Here is a 17294-nt window from a genome sequence, read left to right on the forward strand (position 1 = left end):
CCAATGCCCAGCGGCTCGCGACTGTGGCATCATGCCGCCTCGCCGCCAAGCAAAGGAGAGTAAGGGTGGGAAATGCCGGGGACTGGCTGATTCAATGGGCGCCTTCGCCTGGCCTGCTACTGCTATCCGTGTTCGCCATCGCGCTAGTGGAATCACTGGCCCTGGTGGGGGTGGTGGTGCCAGGCGTGGTTCTGATCACCGCAGCAGCGTCGCTTGCAGGCCATCAGGAAATCGCGGTGGGCTGGGTCATGGCGTGCGCGTTTGCCGGCGCGATCGTTGGCGATGGGGTCAGCTATACCATTGGCTACCGCTATCGGGAGCAGGTCACCACCATGTGGCCGCTGTCCCACCATCCGGAATGGCTATCACGGGGCGCCCGCTTCTTCCAGCGCCACGGCCCACTATCGGTACTGCTGGGCAGGTTCGTCGGTCCCGTAAGGCCGATCGTGCCGCTGGTCGCGGGCATACTGCACATGCCACCCGCCACCTTCACCTGGGCCAACGTAGGCTCGGCCGCACTGTGGGCGCCAGCCTACATCCTGCCTGGCTATCTGCTGGGGCGTACCTGGCAACAGTGGCTTGCCCTGCCCCAGGACCTGCATCCCTGGCTCACCGCTCTGGGCATCACGGTTGTCGCGCTCGCCATCATCTTCTCCTTGGTCCGCCACCATGCGTCACCGCCAGGGTTCCTCTTTCGCAGCCTTTCCTGGCTGACCCTGCGCCTGCCGGGTGGCCAGCGCCTGTGGCGCTGGCTCGCCCCGACCCACGAGGACGAGCCACCACTGGCTACCTGGCTATTGCTGCTGGGCAGCCTCACCGCGCTGTGCGCCTGGACCCTGGTGGTGCTCCAGGCGGACGGCCCACTGCCCATGGACGAACGCCTCAACGCACTGGTCAGCAGTCTCGACATCCCCCACCTAGCCACCCTGTCTACGAGCCTGGCCAAGGCAGGCGACACGCTCGGGGTCATCGTTCTGGCGCTGCCCTGGCTGGGCTGGCTACTGTGGCGTCGCCGCTGGGCGGCGCTGAGCCACATCGCCGCGGGGCTTGCGGGCATCGGCCTGCTCAACACCCTGGGCAAGAGCGTCATTGGCCGACTGCGCCCGGATGCACCGGACTATCTGGCGGACTCCCTGTCCTACCCCAGCGCCCACACCTCCACGGCCGTCGTGCTCTACGGCCTCGCCGCTGCCTTCATTGCCCAGCGACTCCCCCACCATCGGCGCTTCTGGCCCTACTGGGTGGCGATTGCCATCATCTTTCCCATGGCCCTGTCACGTATTGTGCTGGGGGTACACTGGTTAAGCGACCTGATCGGCGGCGCCCTGCTGGGTCTGGTGGTGTGCGCGATGGTGCAGCTGTCATGGCTGAGGCGCGAGAGGCCTGGCTTTGCGGGCTGCCCAGGCGCATACCTGGGGCTGGCGTCCCTTGTGCTGATCAGCGCCCGGATGCTGTGGCTGCCGCCCGTATAGCCAGGTATCACCGCGTCAGTGTCAGCGCTGGCCATTGCCGCTGGCCATTAGCACGTCTATCACCGATGACGGCTACCCCAGCGCCAGCCAGAAGCCGACGCCGATCATCAAGGTCCCGGCAATACGATTGAGCAGCCTGACGCTACCGCCCCGAGCCAGCAGGTGGCGAAGGCTCTTGCCACCACTCGCGTAGAGCAGCAGGCAGCTGAACTCGAGGCTCAGAATAATCACCACAAGCCCCGCCAACTGCCCCATCAGCGGACGTGAAGGCTCAAGGAACGGCGGCAATAGCGCGACGAAGAAGGCCCAGCCCTTGGGGTTGGCTACCGCAGTGACAAAGCCCTGCATCGCCAGTTCCCGTCGCGCCGGAGGGGCCGCCGCGTCGATCTCATCGGGGATCGCCATGCGCCCGCGGGAGCGCCACATCAGCACCCCCAGGTAGACCAGGTAAGCGCCACCCAGCCACTTGAACAGCGCAAACAGCGCCGGCAGCTTGAGCATCAGGGCTGCAACGCCAGCACCGGCCGAAAACGCAACCAGGCCGACGCCGACCAGCTCACCCAGCATCATCCAGAGCGCGCGCCTGACGCCTTGGGTCATGCCCAGCACCATCGCCAGCGTCATGCACATGCCAGGGGTAAGCGAGACCAGGAAAAACGTAGGGATGAAGACAGAAAGTACCGAAAGGCTGGGCATGGGTTTCCTTTCCCATAGGATTCAAAGAACAGGCGGACCTTCAATCGCCGGATGTTGGCTCGCCCCAGCGCGGCATCAAGCGATGATCGATGCCTAGCTGATTCAGGATTCGCGCCACGATAAAGTCCACCAGATCATCGATGCTCTGTGGCTGGTGATAGAACCCGGGAGCCGCTGGCAGCACGATGGCCCCCATGCGCGTCAGGCTCAGCATATGCTCGAGATGAATGGCAGACAGCGGCGTCTCGCGAGGGACCAGCACCAGCTTGCGGCGCTCCTTCAGCGCCACATCGGCGGCACGCTCGATGAGGTTGTTGCTGGCACCACAGGCCACCGCGGACAGCGTGCCGGTGGAGCAGGGACAGATCACCATGGCACTACTGGCGCCAGATCCGGAGGCCACCGGCGACATCCAGTCCTCACGCCCGAAACAGCGAATCTGCCCCTTTTGCGCCGCAAAGCGCGAGGTCAACGCCTCCTCCAGCAACGCTGGACGTGGCGGCAGTGACTCCTCGGTCTCGGTGGCGATCACCAGGAGCGCCGCCTTGGAGATCATGACCCACACCTCATGCCCGGCGCTGACCAGCACATCGATCAGCCGCAGCCCGTACTGGGCACCCGAGGCACCCGTGATGGCAACGGTGACGGGCGACTTGAAGTCCTCAGCCATGAGCGCGCTCCAACGCATCCAGCAACAGCTGATGAATGCCGCCAAACCCACCGTTCGACATCACAACGATACGATCATAAGGCCGCGCCTCGGCGACCAGTGCCGCGACCAGAGCCTCGATGTCAGTCGCCAGGTGGGCGGTGACCGGTGACGCCTCGACCACACTGTTGAGCGACCAGTCGAGCCCCGCGGGCTGATACCACCAGACCTGGTCGGCCGAGGCTACGCTGGCGGCCAGGCGGTCGCGCAGGGTGCCCAGACGCATGGTGTTGGAGCGTGGCTCGATCACCGCCAGCAGCCGTCCGCGCTGGGTGGACGCCTGCAACCCCGACAGGGTGGCTTCTATCGCGGTGGGGTGATGGGCGAAGTCATCAATGACCTGAATATTGGCGATCTCGCCCCGCACTTCCTGGCGCCGCTTGGGGGTTTCGAAGCGAGACAGTGCCGCCGCTCCACGAGCAAGATCGACATCGAAGTAGCGGGCGGCGGCCAGCGCTGCCAGCGCATTGTGTGCGTTGTAGCTGCCGGTCAACCCCCAGTCGACCACCGCGTCTTCCTCGACACCCTGGGGGTCGCGATGAATGACCCGGAAACGGCTGGCGTCTTCGCGCTCCAGCTCGATTCGCCAAGGCGACGTCGTGGCCTGCCCCATGCGCTCCACCGGCGTCCAGCACCCTGCCGCCAGCACTCTCTCCAGTGCATCGTTGTCGTCGCCGACCAGCAGCAGGCCGCGACCGGGAACGGTACGCACAAGATGGTGAAACTGCCGCTCGATAGCCGCCAGATCAGGAAAGATGTCGGCGTGATCGAACTCCAGGTTGTTGAGCACGGCGACCAATGGGCGGTAATGCACGAACTTAGAGCGTTTGTCGAAAAAGGCGGTGTCGTACTCATCGGCTTCCACCACAAAGGGGGCCGACGCCTCGCCCAACCTGGCGGACACGCCAAAGTTGCGCGGTACACCGCCGATCAGGAACCCAGGCTCGAGCCCTGCGCTGTCGAGCAACCAGGCCAGCAGACTGGCGGTGGTGGTCTTGCCGTGAGTCCCTGCCACGGCCACCACAGGACGTCCCGGCAGCACGTGTTCGGCGAGCCATTGCGCCCCTGACACGTAGGGCAAGCCCTGATTCAGTACCGCCTCGACTTCAGGATTGCCCCGCGACAAAGCGTTGCCAATGACCACGAGGTCCGGTGCAGGCGTCAGATGATCCCCGCTAAAGCCGTTCTGCAGCGCGATACCTGCTGCTTCCAACTGGGTGCTCATGGGCGGATAGACATTGGCATCCGAGCCGCTGACCTGATGGCCCAGCTCACGGGCCAGCAACGCCAGGCTACCCATGAAGGTGCCACAGATACCGATGATGTGAAGATGCATGTCGCCTCCATCGCTCCGCCTGACTCCCCCGATCCCCGCCCACAAGGCTCAGGGAGCGCCATGGCGACGTTAAGTTGGCGGCAGACTAGCACGCCGTGACCAAGGCCTCCAGAGCCACCCAGACAGCGGGGCGTGTTGCCTGTCACCCACCAATTTACTTTGTGTTGCCCTCGCCCACCCTTGGCAGCGCGTCACCGCCGATCTACAGTCGCCCTCGATCCGGCAACGCCCTGGCCAGTCACAACGCCAGGGGGTACACGCCAGGGGTGATCCCTTGCGGGCCAGCCAGATGGACTGGCACCGATGGCACCTATTGCCACAGCAGCACGCACTCAGGGTGCAGGGGACCGGGTGATCGGATAAAATCGCCGACCATGCCGGCGACCCACGCCACAGCGGCTGCACCGCAGGCTGTGCATGTCGCACTCGGAGACGGCGGCCAACCACGGCCCGACAAGGACGCTATACGGCCTCCGCCTGTCCCGGGATCATCCTTCTTTCCGACCCTAGCAACCCAGGAGCCCCACGCCTCATGGCCCAGCACAATGCTTTCTACGCCCAGTCCGGTGGCGTCACCGCGGTCATCAACGCCAGCGCCTGCGGCGTCATCGAGACCTGCCGCCGCCACAGCGACCGTATCGGAAAGGTCTATGCAGGCCATAATGGCATCATCGGCGCCCTGACCGAGGATCTGATCGACGTCAGCCAGGAGTCAGACGATACCATTGCTGCGCTGCGCCACACCCCGGGCGGCGCCTTCGGCTCCTGCCGTTACAAGCTCAAGGACATCGAGAGCCACCGGGCCCAGTACGAGCGTCTGATCGAGGTATTCAAGGCCCACGACATCCGCTACTTCTTCTACAACGGCGGCGGCGACAGTGCCGATACCTGCCTCAAGGTGTCGCAGCTCTCTGAAAAAATGGGCTATCCGCTGACCGCCATCCACGTTCCCAAGACCGTGGATAACGACCTGCCCATTACCGACAACAGCCCGGGCTTTGGCAGCGTCGCCAAGTACATCGCCACCTCCACCCTGGAAGCCTCCATGGACATCGCCTCCATGTGCGCCACCTCCACCAAGGTGTTCGTACTGGAGGTCATGGGACGCCACGCGGGCTGGATCGCCGGCGCAGGCGGCCTGGCGGGACAAGGGGAAGGCGAGCCGCCCCACCTCATCATCTTCCCCGAGATCCCCTTTGACCGTCGCCAGGTCATGGAGCGCGTCGAATACGCCGTCAAGAACTACGGCTACTGCGTCATTGTCGTCTCCGAGGGAGCACGCTACGAAGACGGCACCTTCCTTGCCGACTCCGGCAACACGGATGCCTTTGGGCATCGCCAACTGGGCGGTGTGGCACCGACACTGGCCGGCATGGTCAAGCAGGACCTGGGCTACAAGTATCACTGGGCCGTGGCAGATTACCTGCAGCGTGCAGCACGCCACCTTGGCGCCAAGACTGACGTCGAGCAGGCCTACGCTGTCGGAGTCAAGGCGGTCGAACTGGCGCTGGACGGCCACAATGCCCAGATGCCCGCCATCAAGCGTGTCAGCGAGAACCCCTACCGCTGGGACATCGAGGCCGCGCCCCTGGCGGACGTAGCCAACCGCGAGAAATTCATGCCACGCGACTATATTCGCGAGGACGGCTTTGGCATCAGTGAAGCGGGTCGCACCTACCTGGCCCCCCTGATCCAGGGCGAAGACTTCCCGCCTTTCGAGAATGGGCTGCCAAAAATGGCCAAGCTGAAGCTCGCCCGGGTCGCCAAGCGCCTGCCAGAGTTCAGCCTTTAAGCCACGCCCCAAGACACACCCGAGGCTCTGCCTCGGGTTTTTTTTGTGCGCACGATTCGGTGCCACCTGAGTCGCTTCTTTGTCTAAGGGCGCCGTCTAGCACCTGGACAATGCCGTTCGTTCTCTCCCCCAGAGAAACGTGACGTTCTGTGGCGTGAGGCCACGGCGTCTGATCGCAGCTTAGCCCTTGCCAGCCTCAACCTAGAATGCCGCGTCTGGGGGGTTGTCAGCGCCAGCAAAACTCCGGTGCCGCAAGCTCTCGATGTCGCGTTTGGGAGGTGCGCCAAACAGGCGACTGTACTCGCGGCTAAACTGCGACGGGCTCTCGTAACCCACCTGAAACGCGGCGGCGGCGGCATCATAAGCGTCGTTCAGCATCAAACGCCTGGCTTCGCTAAGGCGTAGCCACTTCTGATACTGCAAGGGGCTCATCCCCGTCAGCTGACGAAAATATTGGTGCAGACTCGATGTGCTCATCTGCGCTTGGGTCGCGAGCTCAGCGGTGCGCAGCGGCTGTGTGTAATTCGCCTTCAACCAATCAATGGCTCTGGCAATCCGCTGGCTTTGGCTACCAACCGACGCAATCTGCCACAGACGTGGTGCCAGATCGCTTTTAAGCAGACGGTAGTGGATCTCACGCTCGATCAGTGGCGCGAGCACCGCCATGTCAGCGGGCTCGTCGAGTACCCCGAACAGACGCCTGAAGGGCTCCAACAGCTCAGGGGTGAGCGTGCCGATAGACGTGCCCGCCTCGCTGGCACGAGCACGCGGTGGCGGCAGCCGGATCTGCGAGATCAGCTCCGTCATGACAGACAGATCGAGTTTGAAGGATAGCCCCAGGCACGGCATGTCCGTGCTGGCCTCCAGCACTTGCGATCGAGCGGGGAGATCCAGCGAGTTGATCAAGAAGCGCTTGGTGTCGTAGGCATAGGCCTGCTCGCCGACCAGCATTTGCTTGGCCCCCTGGACGACGATAACAATGCTGGGCTGCACCATACAGGCGCAGGGCTCGGTCAGGGCCTCACGCCTGAACAACGCCAGGCTTTCAAGCTCGGTCGCGCAATCCTCCAACCCTAGCGTACGCCCCCCAATCAAGCCCGCCAGGTCTGCGTGGATAGCGTCAAGCGATCCCATGTCGCGTCGCTCGATGTGAAGTTGAACTGGCATAGAAGGTCTCCCTGCGCCTCTTTCCACGACGATATCTCGCCCACCCTTCCTAGTCGAACCGTGCTCCATGAACTCGGAGTATCAGGCAAGAACCTTGGCCAATCCATCTACCGTCTCGACGGTACTGCTACGCAATATGGCAATCCAGGCGTTGTGGGCACCGGGGCCTTTACCTGTCACTGGCCTTGCCACACACCGACGTTGATATCGCATAGAGAGACCGATGACTGCTCAACACCTGTCTAATGACTCCGTGACAAAGACCAGTACCTGGGGCGCCGTGTTCTCCATGTCGCTATGTGTCGCCATGCTGATCGCCGCCGAATTCATGCCAGTAAGCCTGTTGACGCCTATCGCAGATGGACTGGGTGTCAGCGCGGGAAAGATCGGCCAAGCGATCTCTGTCAGCGGCTTTTTCGCTGTGGCCGCAAGCCTCGTCATTACCACGGCAGCGGGCCGTCTCAATCGCAAGTGGGTGTTGGTGATCATGACCGCGCTGATGCTGGTCTCGCTGATCATGGTGGCCACCGCCTCCAGTCTGGCAGTGCTGATGCTGGCAAGGGCGTTACTTGGCATCTGTATCGGCGGCTTTTGGGCGCTGGCAACCGCGGTCATCATGCGCCTGGTGCCTCCTGAACGCACCGCCGCTGCGCTGGCCGTGATGTACACCGGGCAGGCGTTCGCCGCGGCGTTCGCAGCGCCGGTCGGTAGTTATCTCGGCGGTGTGATTGGCTGGCGTGGTGCCTTCTGGGTGCTGGTACCGATAGTGGCGTTCAACCTGGTCTGGCAGCTCATCGCCCTGCCGTCCTTGCCTGCAGCACAGGGACAGTCCATCCGCGCGCTGATCTCTCTCCTCAGGCGCCCCTACTTTGCCCGCGGTATCGCGGCCGTGATCTTCACCTTCGCGGGTGCGTTCACGATGTTCACCTATCTCCGGCCGTTCCTGGAAACCGTCACCGGCGTCACTGTGACCGAGCTGTCACAACTGTTCCTGGTGCTGGGCTGTGCCGGATTTCTCGGCACCTGGGCGGGCGGCAAGTTCGCCGACGGCCAGGTCATACGTCTACTGCAAGTGCTGCCGGTGGTGATGGGGCTGGCGACGATCGGCCTGCTCGGGTTTGGCCAGCTTGTTGTCGTGGCGGCACTGTTGCTGGCGATCTGGGGCGTCATGAACACCGCGATGTCAATCGGCTGGATGGCCTGGCTCACACAGAACCTAGACGACGCTCCCGAAGCCGCCGGAAGTCTGATCGTCGCAGCCATCCAGACCGCCATCCTGGGGGGCGCCGCCCTCGGCGGCACGCTTCTGGATCATTTCGGTATCGGCGCGACCTTTATTGGCAGCGCCATCTTGTCGGCGATCGCCTTCCTGCTGGTCGGATCTGGCCAACGGCTGCTCAAGACGACATGGCAATTGGGTAGTGACATCTGACATCAATCGGTCAAAAGGAGTTCTCATGATGATCAAAGCCTATGGCGCGCCTGCGGGCGACAAACCTCTGGAACCCATGGACATTACCCGGCGGGCGACGGGTGCTCAGGATGTGCAGATCGACATCGCGTACTGCGGCATCTGTCATTCCGATTTGCATCAAGCACGTGCCGAATGGGCGGGCACTCACTTTCCCTGCGTACCGGGTCACGAAATCGTTGGCCGTGTGGCCAGCGTCGGCACCCAGGTGACGAATGTCCAGGTCGGAGACCTTGTGGGCGTCGGTTGCATCGTCGATAGCTGTCAGCACTGTGAGGAATGTGATGCCGGCCAGGAGAACTACTGCGACGCCATGATCGGCACCTACAACTTTCCCACGCCTGATGCTCCAGGCTGGACGCTAGGCGGCTATGCCCAACAGATCGTGGTGAACGAGCGCTATGTCTTGCGCATCCGCCATCCAGAGTCGCAACTTGCTGCCGTGGCGCCACTGCTATGCGCAGGCATCACCACCTATTCGCCGCTGCGCCATTGGAACATCGGACCGGGCCAGAAGGTCGGCGTTGTGGGTATCGGCGGCCTGGGCCACGTGGGTATCAAGCTTGCCCATGCGATGGGTGCCCATGTCGTCGCATTCACCACATCCGACTCCAAGCGCGAAGCGGCAAAGGCCCTGGGCGCTGACGACGTTGTCGTTTCACGCAACGCCAGCGAGATGGCCGAGCACACGGCAAGTCTCGACTTCATCCTGAATACCGTTGCCGCCCCACATGACCTCGATGCCTTCATGGCGCTGCTGAAGCGTGATGGGACCATGACACTGGTAGGCGTACCGGCTGAAGCTCACCCGTCACCACAGGTATTCCACCTCGTGTCGAAGCGCCGAACTCTTGCTGGCTCGATGATCGGCGGCATTCCCGAAACCCAGGAAATGCTCGATTTTTGTGCCAAGCACGACATCGTGGCGGACATCGAACTGATCAGCGCAGACCAAATCAATGCCTCCTATGAGCGCATGCTCAGGGGCGACGTCAAATATCGATTCGTCATCGACAACGGGACCCTCTCGACTGCGTCGTGAGCCGGGCTTTCACAATGGAGAACACCATGCACGAATCCAACCCGAAGACCAAAGACGCCGAGTACGTTGTCACCCGTAGAAGCGTCATCCAAGGCGCCGTACTGGCTGCTGGGTCAGCGGCGCTGCTCGGCTACCCGGCAGCTCCGGCAGCGGCGTCTTCCCGTCCCAACGCAACGTCCGGCACAGATGAAGCCACCGGCCTGTCACTCACGCAGGAATGGGACAAGACGTTTCCCAGGAGTGAAAACGTCGATCACCGCAAGGTCACTTTCAAGAACCGGTACGGGATCACCTTGGCAGCAGACCTGTACCAGCCGAAAAACAAAAGTGGCAGACTCGCAGCGATTTCTGTCAGCGGCCCCTTTGGCGCCGTAAAAGAGCAGTCATCTGGCCTTTACGCGCAAACCATGGCCGAACGCGGTTTTGTCGCGCTGGCATTCGATCCCTCTTTCACAGGAGAAAGCGGTGGTGAACCGCGCAATGTCGCTTCACCGGACATCAACACTGAGGATGTCAGCGCTTCTGTCGATTTTCTTGGCTTGTTACCGAGCGTTGACCGCAACCGCATTGGAGCCATCGGCATTTGTGGCTACAGCGGTATGGCACTGACTGCCGCGACCAGTGACTCACGCATCAAGGCGGTTGCCACCGTTTCCATGTATGACATGTCCCGCAGCATGAGTCGCAGCTATAAAGATAGCTATACGCGGGAGCAGCGCCATCAGGTCATTGATTATCTTAGCCAACAGCGGTGGGTAGATGCGGAAAACGGTAGCTATGGGTTGGGCTATCACGAAGTCCCGTTTGACGAAAACGGGAACATCATCAAAGGCCAGCGTGTGTTGCCTGAATCCCTGCCCGAAAATCCAGACCCGGTGCTGGCCGCATTCTTCGATTACTACCGTACTCCGCGAGGCTTCCACCCCAGGGGGATCAACTCGACAACGGCATGGACAGCGACGACCCCCATGTCATTTTTCAGTTTTCCCTTATATGCAAACATCGACATGATGTCCGCACGCCCCATTCTTCTGGTGGCCGGCGAAAACGCTCACTCGCGCTATTACTCTGAAGACGTCAACAGGGTAGCTTCTGAACCGAAGGAATTGGTCATCGTGCCTAAGGCAGACCATGTGGACCTTTACGATCAACTCGACAGGATACCTTTCGATACACTGACGTCATTCTTTGACACACATTTATCATCAACATAAAGCGAGAGTTGGAGCGTACCTGAGGTCCCCGCCCTGCGAACGGTACCGGCTGTGGTGCGGCCATCGGGCGGGTCCAACATCAAGGAGCTATCGTCCACCTTTGTCCATGGCGGGGCATGACTGCACCGTCAACCTGCCGGCGCCGCCGGGTACAGAAAGGGGGTGGATACAGGCCACACGACGATAGCTCCTACCCTGACAGCGCCCACCCCGACACCTGGCTAGGCTCAGCGCAACCACCACGACAGCACCAGCAGCACCAACAGTACGCCGGCAATGCCTTGCCATAGGTTGGCAGGCTCCTGCCAGGCGCGGATGGACCTCGGCGCCTGTTCCTTGGGCTGCTGCCGGCTCGGCCTCACGCTATACAGGAACTCGGACAGCCGGCGGAAGCGCAATGATCGCTGCGGATCCAGCGCGCGCTTCAATGCCTCATCCAGCTCCTGACTGACATCCGGACGACGACTGCGCACGCTGCGGTAGCTCAGCTGCTCCAGGTCGGTATGGCTGCGTAACTGGTGGGTCGGGATGTCGTAAGGCAGCTGCCCACTCAGCAGCCAGTACACCGTCGAGGCCAGCGCGTACTGATCGCTGCGCCGCCCCACCTCGTCATCGAGCGCATATTCCGGCGCACTGTGTTCGTTGAGCCCGACCTGTTGCACCAGACGGCGTGAGCGCCGATGACCATCGACGTCACGCAGATGGCAGGCGCTGAAGTCGGCCAACACCACCTGGCCATGCTCATCGATCAGCACATTATCCGGATGGATCTGCTGATGAATCAGGTCCCGATTGTGCAGCGCCTGGATCGCCTTGCCGAGTTGCAGCGCGATGTCGAGCCGCTGCCCAAGGCTGGCACGAGGAAAGCGCGCCACCCACTGGGACAGGGTCATGCCCTCCACGTGCCGCATCAGGTAGTAGAGATGACGACGCTGGCGGGACGGTTCCACCACGCTGACCACGAAAGGCGAATGCACGCGCTCCACCACCCACTGCTGCAGCAAAAAGTGCTCCAGGTAGGCGTTTCGATTCGACAACTCAGGGCTCGGTGCCTTTAGCACACAGATGCGATCGGTCTGCAGGTCACGCACCCGGTACACGCGAGAGTGGGCTGTCCGTGACAGCACCTCCTCGATCAGCAGACCATCGATCTGATTGCCTGGAGCAAGCTCCGGGGGAATCGGCAGGTCGCCGTACAGACGGCTGGGGGCATCCGGTGACACGTCGGGCAGCTCATCGACCCTGACCAGCTGGAAACAGAACGGATCGCTGCCGTAGCCGCGCTCCCCCGCTCTGGCCCCGGCCGCGGCAGCCAGCCGCTCACAGGCGGCGTCCAGGTCACTGGCGTCTTCGCGTATCAGGCGCACGTAGTCCGACGGCAGCAAGGTGCCCCGCACCCCCTGGGTGGTGAACAGAAAGATATCGCCCTGCTTGAGTGGCCACTCGGTATAGTCGATATCGATACCGACATCCATGCCCAGCGCCCTGGCCGGGTAGCGGTAGCCGCCAAGGTCAGTGACGTGGTCCCGCGACAGCTGCTCGAATTCGGCCCCTCGAAGACGAAAGACCAGGGTGTCACCAACATGGAAAAGGTGGGCACTACGCTCCTTGAACACCACGGCAGACAGGGACGACACGTAGCTGCCGCTGTCCATCTGTCGCGTCATGCCGTGACACCAGGCATTCAGGGATCGAATGACGCGCTGGGCCGACGCCTTGACGGTCCAGTGGCTGGGTGTGGCGTAGTAGTCATTGAGAAACCCGCGAACACTGAGGTCCCCGGCCTGTTTGGCCAGCGCATGCCCGGACGCTGAGTCGCTGATCAACGCGCATGCACCCTTGGGCTCCCCCTCTTCCGGCAGGCGCACCGACATCGAGCTACGCTGGCGATGCCGCTCCGGGGCAACAAAGGCCTGTCCATAACTCAGTGCAAGACGTGCAGTGGCCAAGATCACCTCCTGTGGCTCCAGCATGGGCGGTACGACTCCGGCGAACGAGGGACCACCACCATTCTGGGCGGTATGATACACATCATGTGGCGCTTATGTGTGACAACAGGCTTGTCGCCGACGGCCAGACCACTTGCGCCCATTATTGCACCGCGTCAAGATACCGCCCAACGATTGGTAATCCCGTTCAGGGGTTCGTATAATTCGACCGATTTTTTTCCGCCAGTCAGGCGGACATCTGCCCAACGAAGGACACGAGCATGAACTTCGACAACATCCCCGCCGGCAAGGATCTCCCCAACGATCTCTACGTGGCGATCGAGATTCCCGCCAACCACGCGCCGGTGAAGTACGAAATTGATAAGGACATGGGCGCCCTGCTCGTCGATCGCTTCATGGCGACCCCGATGTTCTACCCGGCCAACTACGGCTTCATCCCCCACACCCTGGCCGATGATGGCGACCCCCTCGACGCTCTGGTCGTGACACCGTATCCGGTAGCACCGGGCAGCATCGTGCGTGCGCGTCCCGTCGGCATCCTCAACATGACCGACGAAGCGGGCGAAGACGCCAAGCTGGTCTGCGTGCCGCATCCCAAGCTGTCCAGCCTCTACGACGACGTGCAGGAAGTCACCGACCTGCCTGAGCTGCTGCGTCAGCAGATCGCTCACTTCTTCGAGAACTACAAGGACCTCGAGAAAGGCAAGTGGGTGAAGGTCGAGTCCTGGGAAGGCGTCGAGGCAGCGCGCAAGGCCATCGAAAAGTCCGCCGCCGCCTACGCCAAGGCCTGATTGTTACGTAGTCTGGTTTTTACGAAGAGAACCAAGCGCCTTGATGCAAGAAGCCGCCCCTGAGGCGGCTTCTTGCGTTATGGCGATAACACGACGGTCACGACGCGCCGTCGTCAGGCACCTCGCCATCATCCTCCGGCGAAGCTGGAGCGGCATCGTCCGCTGAGGCTTCGTCTACCTCATCATCTGCCGCCTCGTCATTCATTGCAGCAGCTTCACCGCTTGCCGCATCCGCCTCCTGGGTGGAAGCCGAGGCTGCTGCTGAACCTCCGCCCTCACTGGCCAGTCCCTCTGTCAGGCTTAGCAGCACGCTGTCCAGACGACTGAGATGGTGGGCCATGCTCAGCGGATAGTTGGCAAAGATGCCGAGGCCGCTACCGCGCAACACCACCGGGCTCCAGAACTGGCGTTGCATGCGCTCCAGCTCGGCCAAGGCCCGCGCATAATCATCGCTCAGCCCCGCGGCGGCGATGCTGTCGGCCTGGTCTCGCTCCAGCGCCATCAATAACTGATACAGCGCCCAGGTCTGGCCACGCGTTTCATGGAAGACATCGTCCACTCGATACCAGGGCACCTCGGCCTCCCGTGGCACCTCAATGCCAAGTTCGGTGAGCCGCTCCGTATCCGCCACGGCCGACGACAGGCGCTCCCGCAATGCCGCCAAGGCCTCCCTTACGGACTCAAGGTAGCTAGCGGCACCTGCCGCCTGTTCGCCGAACGACGCACCAGCGCCATCATCAAAGCGCGCCAGGTACTCCCGAGCCGCCTGACCCGCCAATGCCAGATGATCTTCCATGGACGGTGCCAGCCAATCATCCGCGTCCTGGTAGAGGGCGGCGACCAGCTCGTCGACCGCAGCGCCCGACTGGGTATCGAATTGTGACAGGCTCGACGCCATGATCCGCGCCTGGGTCAGCACACCGGTCTCCCAGGCCGCCATATTGTCCATCCACAGCCCAGGGGGCAGCAGGTCATTACGAACGTAGCCCCCAGGCTTGTCCTGCAGGGTATCGATCAAGGTCGCCAGAGTGGCCACACTGACGGTACCGCGAGCGGCCGGCGCGGCGGAAATACGCTGCTGCTGGGTGGCGGTCTCCACGTCGAACCGGGAAGGCGCAACGCTCCACCATATACAGAGACCCACGGCGACCATGACCAATATGGCCAGGAGGATCACCAACGGTTTCCAGATCCAGCCATAGCGTGGTGTTTCCAGCTCCTGTCGGCGCTGCTCAGCACGCTGTCGTCGACTGCTCATTTTGCTCTCCTTGTCGCCCCTCGAACACCGCTCGCGACTTCCCCGCTGGAGGAAAGTCATCGCCCCAGTGGTAGAATAGCCCCTACCCCAGACATGCATCAGACCATAGCGCGACAGTATCGGGAACCCTGCTGTGCTTCCACGGTCTGAAGCGGAGCGCGTGGCCACGATAAGCCGCGGGGACCACGTATGTGCACCAGCACACATCGCAGGCCAGTTCGCGAGCACCGTCACTGGGCCGGGTGAATGAGCAGACCGCGCAGGCTGCCTCTCTCCCATAGTTGATCATTCGTCACGTGCGCCCGACACCCTCACCGTCAACAAGGATTCGACGTGTTCCTCGCTACACGCCTACTCATCGTGATCTGCTTGTCAGTGGTTCCCTGGACCGCACAAGCACAGTTCTTCTCTTCTTCTTCCGACGAGTTCCTGCCCGTCCACGAGGCATTCAGCGCCACTGCATGGCATGACGGCGAGCGGGTTTATGTCGGCATGGAAAACGCCGACGGCTACTATCTCTACCGCCATCGCTTTGCCCTTGCCCTGCAAGACGGCCTGGGCGAACTGGGCGAGCTGACACTCCCCCCCGGGGAAGCCAAGACCGATGAGTTTCTGGGAGACGTCAATGTCTTCTATGACAGCGTCGTCTTCAGCGCGCCGCTGAACGCTCCCCAACAGGGCCCGCTGCCGCTGTCCCTGACCTTCCAGGGCTGCGCCGATGCGGGGCTGTGCTACCCCCCCGAAACCCTCAGCTTGAGTGCCCCGGAGTCCGAACCACCGCCGGCCTTTGCCGACGCCGTAAAGGCCACAAGCACTTCGTCAGCCAGCGCCCTGAATGCCGACGTCAGCGCCGCAGCCGACAATGCCTTTGCCAGTGCCCCGATCAGCGAGGACGGCCACTTCCGTGCGTTGATGCAGAACGCCAGCCTGCCCCTGATGCTTGGCCTGTTCTTCCTCGCTGGGCTGGGCCTGACCTTCACCCCCTGCGTGTTGCCGATGATCCCGATTCTGTCGTCCATCATCGTTGGCCAGAATCCGGGGCGCGGCAGGGCCTTCGTGCTGTCGGCCAGCTATGTCGCAGGCATGGCCTTTACCTATGCCCTGGTCGGCGTCCTGATGGGATTGTTCGGGGCCGGGCTCAACCTCCAGGCGAGACTGCAGTCCGCTCCGGTACTGATCGTCTTTGCCCTTCTGTTCACCCTGTTTGCGCTGGCCATGTTCGGCGTATTTGAGCTGCGTGTCGGCTCTCGCCTGGGCTCGCGCATCGACGCCTGGCAGAGCCGAGCCCAGCAAAGCGGGCCGCTCGGCCTGGCCGCCGCCGGCGCTCTCTCGGTGCTGGTCGTGTCTCCCTGCGTTTCAGCCCCCCTGGCCGGCGCCCTGGTCTTCATTTCCTCCACCGGCGATGCCCTGGTGGGCGGTGCGGCCCTGCTGGCCCTCGGCCTCGGCATGGGTGTTCCTCTGCTGCTGGTCGGTGGCTTTGGCACGTCCCTGCTGCCACGCTCTGGCAACTGGATGAACGGGGTCAAGACCGCCTTCGGCATTCTCTTGCTGGGAGTGGCCATCTGGCTGGTGGAACGCCTGTTGCCGGCGACCGCGTCGTTGCTGTTGTGGGCTTGCCTGGCGACCGGTACAGCACTGACGCTGGGGGCTCTGGACATGCGCTCACCCACGGGCTGGCCGCGGGTGCGACAGGGACTCGGAATCATTCTGCTGGTCTGGGGGATCACCCTGGTAGTCGGTGCTGCTGGCGGCGCAAGCGACCCGCTCAGGCCGCTGCAGGGTCTGACCTCCCCATCCAACGCAGGTAGTGCCGGAGGTACACAAGCGGTGGCCCACGCCGACCAGGTCGTGACCGGGCTCGATCAGCTTGAGGCGGGCCTTGCCCAGGACCAGGGGCCCGTATTCGTCAACGTGACGGCAGAGTGGTGCATTTCCTGCAAGATCATGGAGCGTGACGTCTTTCCCGATCCGCAGGTACAGGCAGCGCTCGACGGCTATCGCTGGATCGATGTGGACGTGACCGAGTCAAATGCCGACAGCCGAGCCCTACTGGACCAGCTGGGCCTGTTCGGCCCTCCCAGCCTGCTGTTCTTCCACAACGGAACAGAAATTCGGCAGGCCAGAATACAGGGCGAGCTTGACGCCGCCTCCCTCGCACAGCACCTCGACGCGGTCACCGAACTGCTGACTGCGACACCCGCAGCGTCGGCATCAGCGACGCCGAAAGACCATGAACGAACACCGTTCGGCCTCGCTGGACAACCCGCGCAATTTTCGGCAAACTCCGCACTACTCTGAATTCTGACACGATAGAGGCGCCATTAAACGGTAACGTGCGGCGATCTCTAACAACTTGCGTCAGGTTTACAGCGCCTGACAGACACTTCACACGATCGA

General features: G+C 62.6%; 13 protein-coding genes. 7 read left to right on the forward strand and 6 right to left on the reverse strand.

What is annotated here, in order from left to right:
- Positions 1-65 precede the first annotated feature (65 nt).
- Positions 66-1472 carry a bifunctional DedA family/phosphatase PAP2 family protein gene (locus KUW18_RS11125; RefSeq protein WP_222561425.1) on the forward strand — a complete coding sequence of 469 codons (1407 nt, stop codon included), beginning with the start codon at positions 66-68 and terminating at the stop codon, positions 1470-1472.
- A 72-nt stretch (positions 1473-1544) separates the two neighbouring features.
- On the opposite strand, the gene KUW18_RS11130 is transcribed toward KUW18_RS11125, so the two are convergent.
- Genes KUW18_RS11130 through mpl form a run of 3 tightly spaced genes read right to left on the reverse strand, consistent with a single transcriptional unit; the run spans position 1545 to position 4213 of the window.
- A complete protein-coding gene (locus tag KUW18_RS11130) occupies positions 1545-2168 on the reverse strand; it encodes a LysE family translocator (RefSeq protein ID WP_206943293.1) in 624 nt (207 codons plus the stop codon).
- A gap of 40 nt (positions 2169-2208) precedes the next feature.
- Complete coding sequence (locus KUW18_RS11135; RefSeq protein ID WP_222163475.1) at positions 2209-2838, reverse strand: flavin prenyltransferase UbiX; 630 nt, start codon at positions 2836-2838, stop codon at positions 2209-2211.
- The gene (gene mpl / locus KUW18_RS11140) at positions 2831-4213 is read right to left on the reverse strand and encodes a UDP-N-acetylmuramate:L-alanyl-gamma-D-glutamyl-meso-diaminopimelate ligase (protein WP_222561426.1); all 1383 of its coding nucleotides are present in this window, start codon (positions 4211-4213) and stop codon (positions 2831-2833) included. Before mpl ends, KUW18_RS11135 begins: the two co-directional genes overlap by 8 nt.
- A gap of 532 nt (positions 4214-4745) precedes the next feature.
- On the opposite strand from mpl, the gene KUW18_RS11145 reads away from it, so the two are divergent.
- Positions 4746-6005 carry a 6-phosphofructokinase gene (locus KUW18_RS11145; RefSeq protein ID WP_206943299.1) on the forward strand — a complete coding sequence of 420 codons (1260 nt, stop codon included), beginning with the start codon at positions 4746-4748 and terminating at the stop codon, positions 6003-6005.
- A 201-nt stretch (positions 6006-6206) separates the two neighbouring features.
- Here the strand turns inward: KUW18_RS11145 and KUW18_RS11150 are convergent, their stop codons facing one another.
- A complete protein-coding gene (locus tag KUW18_RS11150) occupies positions 6207-7172 on the reverse strand; it encodes an AraC family transcriptional regulator (RefSeq protein ID WP_261396624.1) in 966 nt (321 codons plus the stop codon).
- 223 nt (positions 7173-7395) lie between these two features.
- Here KUW18_RS11150 and KUW18_RS11155 point away from each other — a divergent pair, with 223 nt between their 5' ends.
- The 3 genes from KUW18_RS11155 to KUW18_RS11165 are packed head-to-tail and all read left to right on the forward strand — an operon-like array spanning position 7396 to position 10899.
- Positions 7396-8604, forward strand: a complete 1209-nt coding sequence (locus KUW18_RS11155) for an MFS transporter (protein ID WP_222561427.1) — start codon at positions 7396-7398, stop codon at positions 8602-8604.
- Positions 8594-9685, forward strand: coding sequence for an NAD(P)-dependent alcohol dehydrogenase (locus KUW18_RS11160; RefSeq protein WP_409995828.1), 1092 nt, complete (start codon positions 8594-8596; stop codon positions 9683-9685). Before KUW18_RS11155 ends, KUW18_RS11160 begins: the two co-directional genes overlap by 11 nt.
- A 26-nt stretch (positions 9686-9711) precedes the next feature.
- Entirely contained in the window at positions 9712-10899 is a 1188-nt protein-coding gene (locus tag KUW18_RS11165) for an alpha/beta hydrolase (RefSeq protein WP_222561428.1), read from the forward strand.
- Positions 10900-11126: 227 nt separating this feature from the next.
- Here KUW18_RS11165 and KUW18_RS11170 read toward each other — a convergent pair whose 3' ends face one another.
- The gene (locus KUW18_RS11170) at positions 11127-12848 is read right to left on the reverse strand and encodes a bifunctional protein-serine/threonine kinase/phosphatase (RefSeq protein ID WP_206943304.1); all 1722 of its coding nucleotides are present in this window, start codon (positions 12846-12848) and stop codon (positions 11127-11129) included.
- A gap of 260 nt (positions 12849-13108) precedes the next feature.
- On the opposite strand from KUW18_RS11170, the gene ppa reads away from it, so the two are divergent.
- On the forward strand, positions 13109-13639 hold the full coding sequence (gene ppa, locus KUW18_RS11175) for an inorganic diphosphatase (protein ID WP_206943306.1): 531 nt from the start codon (positions 13109-13111) through the stop codon (positions 13637-13639).
- 97 nt (positions 13640-13736) lie between these two features.
- Here ppa and KUW18_RS11180 read toward each other — a convergent pair whose 3' ends face one another.
- The gene (locus KUW18_RS11180) at positions 13737-14897 is read right to left on the reverse strand and encodes a DUF2333 family protein (protein WP_222561429.1); all 1161 of its coding nucleotides are present in this window, start codon (positions 14895-14897) and stop codon (positions 13737-13739) included.
- Between the two features lie 333 nt (positions 14898-15230).
- On the opposite strand from KUW18_RS11180, the gene dsbD reads away from it, so the two are divergent.
- Positions 15231-17195, forward strand: a complete 1965-nt coding sequence (gene dsbD, locus KUW18_RS11185) for a protein-disulfide reductase DsbD (RefSeq protein ID WP_222561430.1) — start codon at positions 15231-15233, stop codon at positions 17193-17195.
- Positions 17196-17294: the final 99 nt, after the last annotated feature.

Origin of the sequence: Halomonas sp. DP5Y7-2 (assembly GCF_019802025.1) — a bacterium.
In the GTDB taxonomy this organism is placed as follows: Bacteria; Pseudomonadota; Gammaproteobacteria; order Pseudomonadales; family Halomonadaceae; genus Halomonas; species Halomonas litopenaei_A.